The sequence below is a fragment of the Variovorax sp. FG153 genome (genome assembly GCF_057809595.1).
Genome location: NZ_JBMDKG010000030.1, coordinates 91,296 through 104,625 on the forward strand (window position 1 = coordinate 91,296; position 13,330 = coordinate 104,625).

At 70.8% G+C, this 13,330-nt stretch carries 9 protein-coding genes and 1 pseudogene; 7 read left to right on the forward strand and 3 right to left on the reverse strand.

From position 1 onward, the window contains the following. Window position 1: 1 nt before the first annotated feature. The gene (locus tag ACODT0_RS27485; protein ID WP_057592326.1) at window positions 2–1,066 is read right to left on the reverse strand and encodes a sensor histidine kinase; all 1,065 of its coding nucleotides are present in this window, start codon (window positions 1,064–1,066) and stop codon (window positions 2–4) included. A 50-nt stretch (window positions 1,067–1,116) separates the two neighbouring features. Here ACODT0_RS27485 and argH point away from each other — a divergent pair, with 50 nt between their 5' ends. The 5 genes from argH (at window position 1,117) to ACODT0_RS27510 (ending at window position 10,094) form a co-directional block, all read left to right on the forward strand. Then, complete coding sequence (gene argH / locus ACODT0_RS27490; protein WP_093348594.1) at window positions 1,117–2,514, forward strand: argininosuccinate lyase; 1,398 nt, start codon at window positions 1,117–1,119, stop codon at window positions 2,512–2,514. Between the two features lie 33 nt (window positions 2,515–2,547). Beyond that, window positions 2,548–4,038 (forward strand): rhomboid family intramembrane serine protease, encoded by a 1,491-nt coding sequence (locus ACODT0_RS27495; protein WP_489042785.1) that lies wholly within the window; start codon window positions 2,548–2,550, stop codon window positions 4,036–4,038. Window positions 4,039–4,227: 189 nt separating this feature from the next. Then, window positions 4,228–5,466, forward strand: a complete 1,239-nt coding sequence (locus tag ACODT0_RS27500; RefSeq protein WP_057592329.1) for an efflux RND transporter periplasmic adaptor subunit — start codon at window positions 4,228–4,230, stop codon at window positions 5,464–5,466. Between the two features lie 9 nt (window positions 5,467–5,475). Next, a complete protein-coding gene (locus ACODT0_RS27505) occupies window positions 5,476–8,649 on the forward strand; it encodes an efflux RND transporter permease subunit (protein WP_261208770.1) in 3,174 nt (1,057 codons plus the stop codon). Further along, window positions 8,649–10,094: an efflux transporter outer membrane subunit gene (locus ACODT0_RS27510; RefSeq protein ID WP_413764266.1), complete on the forward strand. Its 1,446-nt coding sequence runs from the start codon at window positions 8,649–8,651 to the stop codon at window positions 10,092–10,094. Before ACODT0_RS27505 ends, ACODT0_RS27510 begins: the two co-directional genes overlap by 1 nt. A gap of 6 nt (window positions 10,095–10,100) precedes the next feature. Here the strand turns inward: ACODT0_RS27510 and ACODT0_RS27515 are convergent, their stop codons facing one another. Then, a complete protein-coding gene (locus ACODT0_RS27515) occupies window positions 10,101–11,435 on the reverse strand; it encodes a tetratricopeptide repeat protein (RefSeq protein ID WP_489042786.1) in 1,335 nt (444 codons plus the stop codon). A gap of 279 nt (window positions 11,436–11,714) precedes the next feature. Further along, window positions 11,715–12,272: a DUF3455 domain-containing protein gene (locus ACODT0_RS27520; protein ID WP_261208774.1), complete on the reverse strand. Its 558-nt coding sequence runs from the start codon at window positions 12,270–12,272 to the stop codon at window positions 11,715–11,717. 198 nt (window positions 12,273–12,470) lie between these two features. Here ACODT0_RS27520 and ACODT0_RS27525 point away from each other — a divergent pair, with 198 nt between their 5' ends. Next, on the forward strand, window positions 12,471–13,046 hold the full coding sequence (locus tag ACODT0_RS27525; protein ID WP_296730687.1) for an RNA polymerase sigma factor: 576 nt from the start codon (window positions 12,471–12,473) through the stop codon (window positions 13,044–13,046). A 22-nt stretch (window positions 13,047–13,068) separates the two neighbouring features. After that, window positions 13,069–13,330: pseudogene (locus tag ACODT0_RS27530) on the forward strand (anti-sigma factor); the annotation flags it as partial.

Genomic DNA, 13,330 nt, shown 5'->3' on the forward strand with positions numbered 1-13,330 from the left:
TTCATGATTCGGCGGGTATCGCGATGCGCACCCGGTAGCTCTTCTGGTCCATGCCGGCGCTGAACTGCATGCGCATGTCGTGCAGCAGCCGCAGCCGGTCCCGCACGTTCGCCAGCGCGATGCCGTGGCCGCGCGGCAGCGGTTGGTCGGCCCAGCGCAGCGGCGGCAGGCTGTTGACCACCTCGATCACCACCATCGAGCCGCGCCGCTCGGTGCGGATGCGCAGCCTGGCACCGTCCGGGCTCGGCTCCACGCCGTGCTTGATCGCATTCTCGACCAGGGGCTGCAGCAAGAGCGGCGGCAGCCGCGCGTCGCTGGCCGCGGCATCGAGGTCCCAGCGGATGCGCAGCCGCTCGCCGAAGCGCACCTGCTCGATCGCGAGGTAGCGCTCGGCCAGCGCGATCTCGTCGGCCAGGGTGCCCGATTCGCCGGGATCGGCCAGCGCCTGGCGGAACAGCTCGCTCAGGTCCTCCAGCATGGTCTCGGCCTTGGCGGGCTCCTCGCGCACCAGCGCAATGGCGCTGTTGAGCGTGTTGAACAGGAAGTGCGGCCGGATCCGCGACTGCAGTTCCTCGAGCCGCGCGGTGGTGGCGGCCGGTGTCTGGCCGCGCGCGCGCAGCACCATCGCCGCCATCACCATGCCCGCGAAGAAGGCGCCGGCCAGCGCGCTCGCGAACCAGGGCGCGCTGCCCAGCACGCCCGTGAGCCGCAGCAGCCCGCAGCCGTAGAGCGCCGAGATGGCGCCCAGCACCGCGCCCACCGCGTACTGCCATGCAACCGGCAGCCGCCGCAGCGGCTTCTTGAGCCCGCAGGCCGCGACCAGCCACAGCAGGGTGGCCGGCAGCGCGCCGCCCGTGACGGTGGCGGCCTGCACCAGCCACTCGCCGGGCGAGCCCGAGACGAACATCGCGGCCACGCCCACCACCGCCTCGACGAAGACCACGGTGCGCAGCACCACGCCGATCTGGCAGGCGTCGAACAGCACGGCCTGCGCGCGCGCGGACGGGCGCGTGCGGTCGGAGGACGCGGCGGATGGGGTGGCCGATAAAATCGCCGGCTTGCGCATTCGCAGATACATTGGGTAACCAGCCCATTATTGCCTCCCGAACGGCTCCCATGACCCAAAACCAACTCGACAAGAAATCCGAAGCCTGGTCCGCCCTGTTCTCGGAACCCATGAGCGACCTCGTGAAGCGCTACACCGCCAGCGTCTTCTTCGACAAACGCCTGTGGCAGGCCGACATCGAAGGCTCGCTCGCCCATGCCGGCATGCTGGCCGCGCAAGGCATCATCACCATGCAGGACCACGCCGAGATCGAGCGTGGGATGGCGCAGATCCGCGCCGAGATCGAATCCGGCGCCTTCGAGTGGAAGCTCGACCTGGAAGACGTGCATCTGAACATCGAGGCCCGCCTGACCCAGCTCGTGGGCGACGCCGGCAAGCGCCTGCACACCGGCCGCAGCCGCAACGACCAGGTCGCGACCGACGTGCGCCTGTGGCTGCGCGGCGAGATCGACCTGATCGCCGAGCTGCTGGTCACGCTGCAGAAGTCGCTGGTCGACATCGCCGAGAAGAACGTCGAGGTGATCCTGCCGGGCTTCACCCACCTGCAGGTGGCGCAGCCCGTGAGCTTCGGCCACCACATGCTGGCCTACGTCGAGATGTTCAGCCGCGACGCCGAGCGCCTGGCCGACGTGCGCCGCCGCGTCAACCGCCTGCCGCTGGGCGCCGCCGCGCTGGCCGGCACCAGCTATCCGCTCGACCGCGAGCTGGTCGCCAGGACGCTGAACATGGAAGGCGTGTGCCAGAACAGCCTGGACGCCGTGAGCGACCGCGACTTCGCGATCGAGTTCAGCGCCGCCGCCAGCCTGTGCATGGTGCACATCAGCCGCATGAGCGAGGAGCTGATCCTCTGGATGAGCCAGAACTTCGCCTTCATCCAGATCGCCGACCGCTTCACCACGGGCTCGTCGATCATGCCGCAGAAGAAGAACCCCGACGTGCCCGAGCTGGCGCGCGGCAAGACCGGCCGCGTGGTCGGCCACCTGATGGCGCTGATCACGCTGATGAAGGGCCAGCCGCTGGCCTACAACAAGGACAACCAGGAAGACAAGGAGCCGCTGTTCGACACCGTCGACACGCTCAAGGACACGCTGCGCATCTTCGCCGAGATGATCGGCGGCATCACGGTCAAGCCCGAGGCGATGGAACTGGCCGCGCTGCGCGGCTACGCCACCGCCACCGACCTGGCCGACTACCTGGTGAAGAAGGGCCTGCCGTTTCGCGACGCGCACGAGATCGTGGCCCACGCGGTCAAGGCCGCGACCTCGCACAAGGTCGACCTGGCCGAGCTGCCGCTGGCGGTGCTGCAGCAGTTCAACCCGAAGATCGAGAAGGACGTGTACGACGTGCTGAGCCTGCGCGGCTCGCTCAATGCACGCAACATCCTCGGCGGCACGGCGCCCGCGCAGGTCAAGGCGCAGATCGCGCGCCACCGCGCCCGCCTCGGCTGACCGCACCGGCCCTCGGCACCGCGGGGCCCCGCCATGTTCTACGCCATCCCGCTCGAGAACCGCCCGAGCTGGCGCAACCCGCCGTGGATGACGGTGCTGCTGATCCTCGTGAACATGCTGGTGTTCTGGGGCCCGCAGCGCAGCGAGGAGAACGCGCAGGAGCGCGCCGCGCGCTACTACGCGAAGAGTTCGCTGCCGGCGCTCGAGCTGCCGGCCTTCGTCGACTGGCTCGAGCGCACCCGGTCGCCGCGCGCCGAGGCCGCGCGGCAGCTGCTCGAGCGCAAGCGCACCGGCGAGCTGCTCGAGGGCCTGCAGCACGAGCGCGTCTTCCTGCGCCAGCTGCGCGCCGACGAGGTGATCACGCCCGCGCATCCGCGCTTCGACGAATGGAAGCGCGACCGCCGGGAGTTCGATGCCCAGTGGCCCGCGCCCTTCACCGAGCGCTGGGCGCAGGACTACGCGAAGGACGCCGAGTTCAAGCCCTGGACCTGGATCACGGCCGCCTTCCTGCACGGCAGCACCGGCCACCTGCTGGGCAACATGCTGTTCCTGTTCCTGTTCGGCTTCTCGGTCGAACTGGCGCTCGGACGCACCACCTTCCTGAGCTTCTACATCCTGGGCGCCGTCGGCGCCTCGGCGCTGGCCGACTGGGCCTATGCGGGCAAGGGCAGCTACGGCCTCGGCGCCTCGGGCGCGGTGTCGGCGCTGATGGGCATGTATGCCGTGATGTACCGGCTGCGGCGCATCCGTTTCTTCTACCAGCTGTTCTTCTACTTCAACTACGTCACGGCGCCGGCCCTGCTGCTGCTGCCGGCCTGGATCGCGAACGAGCTGCTGCAGCACCTGGTGGGCGGCCAGGGCATCGCCTACATGGCGCACCTGGGCGGGCTGCTCAGCGGTGCGGCACTGATGACGCTCGCGCTGGCGCTCGGGCGCGTGAAGGCGCCCGAGGCGCTGGCGGCCGAGCGCGGCCGTGATGGAGGCAACGGCGGCGACGGCGAGTTCCAGCGCCGCGTCGCCAACGCGCGGCGGCTCGGCGCGGCGATGAAGTTCGAGTCGGCCAGCGTCGAATGGCGCGCCGCCGCGGCGCTGCGCCCGAACGACGCCGACACCTTGCGCGCCTGGTTCAACACCGCGCGGCTGCAGCCGGCCGGCGACGACTTCCATGCCGCGGCGCGGCGCATCTTCCGCCTGAGCGCCACCGACCCCGACACGCTCGCGCTGCAGCATGCGAGCTTCACCACCTACCTCGACCAGGCGAAACCCGGCGTGCGCCTCAAGCCCGACGACATGGCGCGGCTCGCGCGCCGCTTCGTGCGCATCCGCCAGTTCGAGGACGCGCGCCGGCTCTGCACCATCCTGCTGAAGACCGCGCCCGACCATCCCGAGCTGGCCGACACGCTGTCGGTGTGCGCCAACGGCCTGCTGCACGCGGGCGAGCGCGACAAGGCCGTGGGCCTGCTGCCGCACCTGCTGCGGCTCGCGCCCGACGACATGGTCACGCGCGCGCTTCAACGCGCATGAAGCGCGCCTGAAGGCGCCCCAAGTACATCTAACTTTGCATTCCGGCAAAGCGTCTGTCACAGGACTTTGTCAATCTTTGGCACTGGACTTGCAGGGCCTCTCTGTAAAGCTCGCTTCCGGCCTCCCGCCGCATTGAACTCGGGAGCGCCCGTTCGCTCCATTTGGGGCCTTCGTCACTTCCCCCTGCCCATGCCCGATCACCTACGCCGTCCCTTCCCGCTGCCCATCGCAGCCCTCGCGCTGGCCGCCGCCATCACGCTCGCCGGCTGCTCGCGCAACGAGGCCGCCGCACCAAAGCCGGCGGCGGCCGCGGCGCCCGAACGGGAAGTCGGCACCGTCACGCTCAAGCACGAGACGCTGGCGCTGAGCACCGAGCTGCCGGGTCGCACCGCGGCCCCGGTCATCGCCGAGATCCGGCCGCAGGTCGGCGGCATCCTCAAGGAGCGGCTGTTCACCGAAGGCTCGCAGGTCAAGGCCGGCCAGGTGCTCTACCAGCTCGACCCGGCCTCGCTGCAGGCGGCCCATGCCAGCGCGCAGGCCAGCGTGCGCAAGGCCGAGTCGGCGCTCGCCACCGCGCGCACCGTGGCGCGCCGCAATGCCGAGCTGGTGAAGATCGACGCCATCAGCCGCCAGGTGTTCGACGAATCGCAGGCCGCCGAGCAGCAGGCCGAGGCCGACCTCGGCGTGGCGCGCGCGGCCGAGCAGACCGCGCGCATCCAGCTCGGCTACACCCGCATCACCTCGCCGATCAGCGGCTGGGCCGAGCTCTCGAGCGTCACGCCGGGCGCGCTGGTCACGGCCAACCAGGCCACCGCGATGACCACGGTGCAGCAGCTCGACCCGATCCACGTGCACGTCACCCAGTCGAGCAGCGAGCTGCTGCGCCTGAAGCGCGAGCTCGCCAGCGGCCGGCTGCAGCGCGCCAGCGATGCCGAGGCGCGCATCCAGCTGGTGCTCGAGGACGGCAGCAAGTACCCGCACCCCGGTCGCCTGACCTTCAGCGGCGTCACCGTCGATGCCGGCACCGGCAGCGTGACCCTGCGCGCGGTGGTGCCCAACCCCGACCGGCTGCTGATGCCCGGCATGTACGTGCGCGCCGTGCTGCAGGAGGGCGTGAACGCCGCCGCGCTGCTGGTGCCGCAGCAGGCCGTGACGCGCGCGCCCGACGGCAGCGCCTCGGCGCTGGTGATCGATGCCGAGAACAAGGTCGCGAAGCGCCCGATCCAGGTCGGCCGCGCGATCGGCACGCGCTGGCAGGTGCTCGAGGGCCTCGCCCCCGGCGACCGCGTGATGACCGAGGGCTCGCAGCGCGTGAAGGTCGGCGACAAGGTCAAGGTGGTCGACCTCGGCGCCCGCGCCGCGGCCGGCCCGGTGGCCGCCGTCGCGCCCGACGCGGCCGACGCCGCCACCGATCCCGTGGCGCGCTGAGGTCGGGCCATGGCGCAGTTCTTCATCGACCGACCCATCTTCGCGTGGGTGCTCTCCATCGTCGTCATGCTCGCGGGCCTGATGGCGATCCGCACGCTGCCGCTCGAGCAGTACCCCGACATCGCGCCGCCGCGCGTGTCGATCAACGCCACCTACACCGGCGCCTCGGCCAAGACGGTCGAGGACTCGGTCACGCAGGTGATCGAGCAGCAGCTCAAGGGGCTGGACAACCTGCTGTACATGCAGTCGACCAGCAACTCCTCGGGCGTGGCCCGGCTGTCGCTGACCTTCAACCCCGGCACCAGCATCGACGTGGCCCAGATGCAGGTGCAGAACAAGCTGCAGCAGGCCATGTCGCGGCTGCCGCAGCAGGTGCAGAGCCGCGGCGTCACCGTCACCAAGGGCGGCAACGACTTCCTGATGATCGTCTCGATGTTCTCGGGCGACGGCAGCGCCTCGGCCGTGGACGTGGGCGACTACATCAGCAGCAACCTGGTCGACGTGATCAGCCGCATCGACGGCGTGGGCGAGGTCCAGACCCTGGGCACCGGCTACGCCATGCGGCTGTGGCTCGACCCCGACAAGCTGCGCAAGTACGCGCTGATGCCCTCGGACGTGAACGCCGCCATCACGGCGCAGAACGCGCAGGTGTCGGCCGGCCAGCTCGGCGCGCTGCCGGCGGCGGCGCAGCAGCAGCTCAACGCCACCATCACCGCGCGCAGCAAGCTGCAGACCGCGGAGCAGTTCGAGAACGTGGTGTTGCGCGTGACGCCTGACGGCGCCGTGGTGCGGCTGAAGGACGTGGCGCGCGTCGAGCTCGGCGCCGAGAACCTCACGGTGCGCTCGCAGCTCGACGGCCGGCCCGGTGCCGGCCTCGGCGTGGTGCTGGCCGATGGCGCCAACGCGGTGCAGGTGGCCGAGGCCGTGAAGGCCAAGGTCGAGGAGCTCAAGCCGCTGTTCCCGAACCAGCTGCAGACCTTCGTGAGCTACGACACCACGCCCTTCGTCAGCGCCTCGATCGACGAGGTGGTGAAGGCGCTGCTCGAGGCCATGCTGCTGGTGGTGCTGGTGATGTATGTGTTCCTGCAGAACTTCCGCGCCACGCTGATCCCCGCGATCGCCGTGCCGGTGGTGCTGCTGGGCACCTTCGGCGTGCTGTCGATGGCCGGCTACTCGATCAACACGCTCACCATGTTCGGCATGGTGCTGGCGATCGGCCTCCTGGTGGACGACGCCATCGTGGTGGTCGAGAACGTCGAGCGCGTGATGCACGAGGAAGGGCTCTCGCCCAAGGAGGCCACGCGCAAGTCGATGGCCGAGATCACGCCCGCGCTGGTGGGCATCGCGCTGGTGCTGTCGGCGGTGTTCGTGCCGATGGCCTTCTTCGGCGGCTCCACCGGCGTGATCTACCGCCAGTTCTCGATCACCATCGTCTCGGCGATGGCGCTGTCGGTGTTCGTGGCGCTCACGCTCACGCCCGCGCTGTGCGCCACGCTGCTCAAGCCGGTCGCCAAGGGCGGGCATGCGGCGCCGCGCGCCGGCCTGCTGGGCCGGGTCGACCGCTTCTTCGCGGCCTTCAACCGCGGCTTCGACCGCAACGCCGCGCGCTACGAGGGCGTGGTCGGCGGCATCGTGCGGCGCGGCAAGCGCAGCCTGGTGGTCTACCTGCTGATCGCGGGGGTGATGGCGCTGCTCTTCATGCGGCTGCCGACCTCCTTCCTGCCCGACGAGGACCAGGCCTTCCTGCAGGTGCAGGTGACGCTGCCGCCGGGCGCCTCGAACGCGCGGCTGCAACCCGTGACGCAGCAGGTGCAGCAGTACTTCGCCAAGCAGCCCGAGGTGCTGAGCGTCAACGTCATCACCGGCCAGAACGGCGACCAGAGCTCGGCGCGCGCCTTCGTCAAGCTCAAGGACTGGGCCGAGCGCACCGGCAAGGGCCAGTCGGCGGCCGAACTCGCGCGCCGTGCCAACAAGGACCTGTCGACCGTGCGCGACGCGCGCATCTTCGTGCTGCTGCCGCCGGCCGTGCGCGGCCTGGGCGCCAATGCCGGCTTCAACTTCCACCTGAAGGACATCAACGGCCTGGGCCACGACGCGCTCGTGAAGGCGCGCGACCAGGCCATCGAGCTGCTGGGCCAGCGGCCCGAGGTGGCGAACGTGCGCAGCAACAACCTCGACGACACGCCCGAGTTCGCGGTCGACATCGACGATGCGCGCGCCGGCGCGCTGAGCCTGGCGACCGCCGACATCGACAGCACGCTGTCGAGCGCCATGGGCGGCACCTACATCAACGACTTCCTCGACAAGGGCCGCGTGAAGCGCGTCTACATGCAGGGCGACACCGACTTCCGCATGCTGCCCTCGGACATCGACCGCTGGAGCGTGCGCAACAGCCTGGGCCAGATGGTCTCGTTCCCGGCCTTCTCGAGCTCGCGCTGGAGCTACGGCTCGCCGCAGCTGCAGCGCTACAACGGCAGCCCGAGCTACGAGTTCGTGGGCGATGCCGCGCCGGGCGTGAGCTCGGGCGACGCGATGGCCGCGGTCGAGGAGGTGATGAAGCAGATGCCGCCGGGCATCGGCTACGAATGGACCGGCGCCTCGTTCCAGGAGCGGCTGTCGGGCGCGCAGGCGCCGCTGCTCTACGCGATCTCGATCCTGTTCGTGTTCCTCTGCCTTGCCGCGCTCTACGAGAGCTGGTCGGTGCCGTTCTCGGTGATCCTGGTGGTGCCGCTGGGCATCGTGGGCGCGCTGCTGTTCACCAGCCTGCGCGGCCTGAGCAACGACGTGTACTTCCAGGTCGGCCTGCTGACCACCGTGGGGCTGTCGTCGAAGAACGCGATCCTGATCGTGGAGTTCGCCAAGCAGCTGCAGGAACAGGGCAGGAGCGTGCTCGATGCCACGCTGCAGGCGGTGCGCCTGCGGCTGCGCCCGATCCTGATGACCTCGCTGGCCTTCGGCTTCGGCGTGCTGCCGCTGGCCATCGGCACCGGCGCCGGCGCGGGCGGCCGCCAGTCGATCGGCACCGCGGTGCTCGGCGGCATGGTGGTCGGTACCGCGCTCGGCATCTTCTTCGTGCCGCTGTTCTTCGCGCTGATCCGCGGCTGGCTCGCGGGGCGGCGCAAGCCCGCGCCGAAGGACGAGCCCCTCGCACCCGCGCAGACCGCCGGGCAAGGAGGCCACTGATGCGCCACGCCCTCCCCTTGCGTTCGCTGACGCTCGTCGCCGCCGCCGTGCTCGCGGGCTGCGTCAACCTCGCGCCCGACTACCAGGCGCCCGCGCTGCCGGTGCCGCAGACCCTGCCCTCGGCCAACGTCGAAGCCACCACGCCGCTCGACGCGGGCTGGCGCGACTTCTTCGTCGAGCCGAAGCTGCGCGCCGTCATCGAACTCGCGCTCGCCAACAACCGCGACCTGCGCGTGGCCGCGCTCAACATCGAGCGCGCGCGCGCCCAGTACGGCATCGCTCGCGCCGGGCTCTTTCCCACCATCGACGCCGGCGCCGGCGGCAGCCGCTCGCGCACGCCGGGCAGCCTCTCGACCGGCGGCGAGCCGCGCTACGCCACGCAGTACAGCGCCGACCTCGGCCTCACGAGCTACGAGATCGACCTGTTCGGCCGCGTGCGCAACCTGAGCGAGTCGGCGCTGCAGAGCTTCTTCCAGACCGAGGCCACGCAGCGCGGCACGCAGATCAGCCTGGTGGCCTCGGTCGCCACCGCCTGGCTGCAGCTCGCGGCCGACGAGCAGCGGCTGCAGCTCGCGCGCCACACGCTCGAGAGCCAGCGCCGTTCCTTCGACCTGATCCAGCGCGGCCATGGGCTGGGCGCGCAGTCGGGCCTCGCGCTCGCGCAGGCCCAGAGCACGGTCGACGCGGCGCGCGCCGACGCGGCCGCCTTCGACAGCCAGGTCGAGCAGGACCGCAATGCGCTCGCGCTGCTGGTCGGCGCCACGCCGCCGGCCGAGCTGCTGCCCACGCCGGCCGCGACCGACCCGAGCACGGCCACGGCCGCCCCCGCCGAGCCCGCGCCCGCCGCGCGGCTGCTGGTGCCGCCGGCCGGCCTGCCCTCGAGCGTGCTGCAGCAGCGGCCCGACGTGCTCGCGGCCGAGCATGCGCTGCGCGCGAGCAACGCCGACATCGGTGCCGCGCGCGCCGCCTTCTTCCCGCGCATCGCGCTCACCGCCTCGGCGGGCACGGCCAGCAGCACGCTGTCGGGCCTGTTCGCCAGCGGCAGCAGCGCCTGGAGCTTCGCGCCCTCGATCAGCGTGCCGATCTTCGACGGCGGCGCCAACCGCGCCAACCTGCGCGTGGCCGAGGCGCAGCAGAAGATCCAGCTCGCGAGCTACGAGAAGACGGTGCAGACCGCGTTCCGCGAAGTGGCCGATGCGCTGGCCGAGCGCCGCACGCTGGCCGAGCGGCTGGACGCGCAGCGCTCGCTGCTCGACGCCACCTCGCGCAGCTTCTCGCTGTCGCAGTCGCTGTTCCGCAGCGGCGCCAGCAGCTACCTCGACGTGCTCGATGCGCAGCGCGCCTACTACGCCGCGCAGCAGACGCTGATCGGCCTGCAGCTCACCGAGCAGACCAACCGGCTCACGATCTACAAGGTGCTGGGCGGGGGCTGGAAGGAGAGCTGAGGCCGCTCAGGCCGACGCCGCCACGCCCGGCGCCGGCCGCAGCAGCCAGCGCACCTCCTGCGTCTGCTCGCTGTCCGGGTAGCGGTTCTCGAGCGTGGTCAGGATCGGTTGCGCCATGTCCGAACGGCCCAGCCCCTGCACCAGCACGCGCGCGGCCAGCTCGTAGGCCTGCGGGATCGCGGCATGGCCGCGGAAGCGCCGGTCGAAGCCCGCGAGCAGCGCCAGCGTGCCGTGGGCATCGCCGCCGCGCCATTCGGCGCGCGCCATCGCGATCACCATCGCGGGGTCCTCGAGCGCGAAGGCCTTGTCCTTCTCGCGGCAGGCCTTGAACACCCTGAGCGCCTCGGACGCGAGGTCGCGTCGCATCAGCAGCGGGATGAAGCGGCGCGCCTGGTCGAGCATCGCGTCCTTCTTGTCGGGCACGAGCGCCAGCACGCGGTGGTAGCGGCGCTGCGCCGCGAGGTCGTCCGAAGGCGCGGTGCGCTGCGCCTCGTAGGCGAGGCCGAGCGCGGCCGCGAGGTCGCCCTCGGTGATGCACTGCGCGACCTCGGCGTCGAGGCGCTGCGCCGCGATCTGCTCGGGCGTGCGGCGGTCCACCGGCGCGCCGTCGTCCACGCCGCCGCCGGGCAGCAGGTCGATGCCCAGTGCCGCATGGTGCTGGTACATCACGTAGCCCAGCAGGCTGGCCATCACCCAGCCGAAGTAGATGAAAGCGAAGTTGATGATCGGCAGCGCGATGCGCCCGTCGATCACCGGCAGCAGCATGGCGATCGCGATCTGCGCGCCGGTGCTCAGCAGGAACAGGAAGAAGCACAGCAGCGCATAGGGCCAGCCGATGATGCGCATCGTCTCCCACACGTAGCCGGGGTTCATCGCCTGGAAGAAGCTGCACGACTGCACCAGCACGATCACCGCGGCCGGAAAGGTGAAGGACATGACGAACACGCCGACCGTGGCGAGCATCGGATCGAGCCTGGCCAGCGCGCCGATCGCGATGCCCTGCACCAGCGAGATCGCGAACAGCTTCCACGGCAGGTTGACCCACCCGTCGTCGAGCGTGCGCGGGAAGTCGGCCGAGCGCCAGATGCCGCGCGAGCCCAGCGCCACCACCTTGAAGCCGTAGCGGCTCGCGGCCAGCACGATGCCCAGCTCGATCAGAAGGATCGCGAGCACGTCGGGCAGGAAGAACACCGCCTCGAACAGCAGGCTGCACAGCGCGAGCGCCAGCCCGTACATGAGCGGGCGCATCTGGAAGGGAAAGGCGAAGAAGCTGTTGAGGCGGTGCCAGAACGGCGGTGGCGCGGGCGGCTCGTCGTCGAGCCGGCGGTCATGGGCCCTCATGGCGCGGCCCCCGCTGTCCGGGCCTCGCAGCGGCTGGCCATCGGCGCACGCGCGCGCCCGCCGATGAAGCCATGGCACGCGCCCACGCGGCGCGCGATCACGATCGCGATGTTCCTCATGCTCCACCCCGCGCGCCTCGGCGCTCCCGCTGCTGTTCTATGTGCGGGGCAGTATACGTTCGCAAATGTTTCCAACGCCCACCCAAATGGGTGGTTCGCGCGCGCAAAAGCCACCGGAAGCCGGGGGCACGCCCCGGTCTTCGCGATGGCGGCGCGAGGCTCAGCCCGCGCGGTAGAAGATGTAGTCGGCCTGGTACTTGACGACCTGTTTCTGGCCCATGTTCGAGGCGCCGCAGGCCGCGGCCGGCGCGACGCCGCCCTGGGTCGCCACGCGCTGGATGTAGCTCACGTTCTGCATCGCGCCGGCGCCCGTGGCCGGATTGGCCTTCACGAGCTGGTGCGGGATGTTGCCGCTGCCGTTCGGAGCGACGGCGACCTGCGTGGCCGTGACCTTCGAACCGTCGGCGCTTTCCCAGGTGGCCGGCGGACCGTAGTACTTGCCGACCTGCTTGCCGCCGCGATCCCAGAGCTTGGCATCGGGGCCGACGAAGAACCATTCGTACTGGCCGGCGGCGTTGGCCTTGACGCGGCATTCGTAGGTGATATCGCCGGTGCCCACGGTTTCCATGACCACCATGTGGCCGGCCGGCACCTTCACCGCGTCGGGCAGGGAGGCCTGCGAGAACGTCGCGGCGGGCTTGGCGCCCATGCCGGAGCAGGCGGCGAGCCCGACCACGGCCAGCGCGGCGGCCAGGGCGTTCAGGGTGCGGATATGCATGATCGTTTCCTTTTTCAGATCGGCTTCGGGAGAGGTGAAAGAAGAAGCGGTCCGTTGTTGTCGTACGTTTCGACGGCCTCCTGCCCCTGTACGCGCGCGACGGCCGAACGGATTCAGCACGCGCGCAAGGCCGGTTGAATCCGGCGCCGCCGCGCGGCCGTATTCCAGGGATGCAAAGCGATGCCCCACAATCGGCGAATGACCGCACCCAGCCCCGACGCCGAGCTGATGGCGCTGATCGACCGGATCGGCCATCGCGACGAAGCCGCCCTGCGCATCCTGTACGACCGGACCGCCCCGAAGCTCATGGGCCTCGCGATGCGCGTGGTCCGGCAGCGCGAATGGGCCGAGGACGTACTGCAGGAGAGCTTTCTCACCGTCTGGCGCGTGGCCGGCGACTACCGCGCCAGCCTGAGCCCGCCGCTGGCCTGGCTCGGGCTGATCGTGCGCAGCCGCGCGCTCGACCTGCTGCGCCGCCGCACCGCCGACCGGGCCCAGCTCACGCAGGAATTCGACGAGCTGATGGCCGACACGCTCGAATCCGAGGCACCGAACCCGGCCGACACGGCCGATGCCAGCGAGCAGGCCTGGGCGCTGCACCAGTGCCTGAGCCAGCTCGAGGGCCGGCAGCGCGAGGTGGTCAGCCTGGCCTACCTGCGCGAGCTCAGCCATGGCGAACTGGCCGACCAGCTCAAGCTGCCGCTGGGCACGGTCAAGACCTGGATCCGGCGCGGCCTGGAGAAACTGCGCGTCTGCATGGGACGCTTCGCGTAGGCGCAGAGAAAGTAGCCCCGCCATGAAACTCACCGCCCATCCCGAACTGCTGGAGCTGCTGGCCGCGAGCCACGCGCTCGGCACCCTGCGTGGCGGCGCGCGCCGCCGCTTCGAGACCCTCGCGCGCGAACAGGCGCCGGTGCGCGCCGCCGCGCTGGTCTGGCAGGGCCGACTGGCCAGCATGACCGAGCTGCAGAGCCCGGTCGTGCCCGACCCGGCCGTCTGGACCCGCATCCGCAACATGATCGACGCCGAGCAGGCGCAGCTCGCGCTGGCGCGCCAGC

Coding starts and splice junctions, on each gene's coding strand:
- ACODT0_RS27485 (WP_057592326.1), bottom strand. CDS start 1,066: ATGCGCAAGCCGGCGATTTTATCGGCCACCCCATCCGCCGCGTCCTCC.
- argH (WP_093348594.1), top strand. CDS start 1,117: ATGACCCAAAACCAACTCGACAAGAAATCCGAAGCCTGGTCCGCCCTG.
- ACODT0_RS27495 (WP_489042785.1), top strand. CDS start 2,548: ATGTTCTACGCCATCCCGCTCGAGAACCGCCCGAGCTGGCGCAACCCG.
- ACODT0_RS27500 (WP_057592329.1), top strand. CDS start 4,228: ATGCCCGATCACCTACGCCGTCCCTTCCCGCTGCCCATCGCAGCCCTC.
- ACODT0_RS27505 (WP_261208770.1), top strand. CDS start 5,476: ATGGCGCAGTTCTTCATCGACCGACCCATCTTCGCGTGGGTGCTCTCC.
- ACODT0_RS27510 (WP_413764266.1), top strand. CDS start 8,649: ATGCGCCACGCCCTCCCCTTGCGTTCGCTGACGCTCGTCGCCGCCGCC.
- ACODT0_RS27515 (WP_489042786.1), bottom strand. CDS start 11,435: ATGAGGGCCCATGACCGCCGGCTCGACGACGAGCCGCCCGCGCCACCG.
- ACODT0_RS27520 (WP_261208774.1), bottom strand. CDS start 12,272: ATGCATATCCGCACCCTGAACGCCCTGGCCGCCGCGCTGGCCGTGGTC.
- ACODT0_RS27525 (WP_296730687.1), top strand. CDS start 12,471: ATGACCGCACCCAGCCCCGACGCCGAGCTGATGGCGCTGATCGACCGG.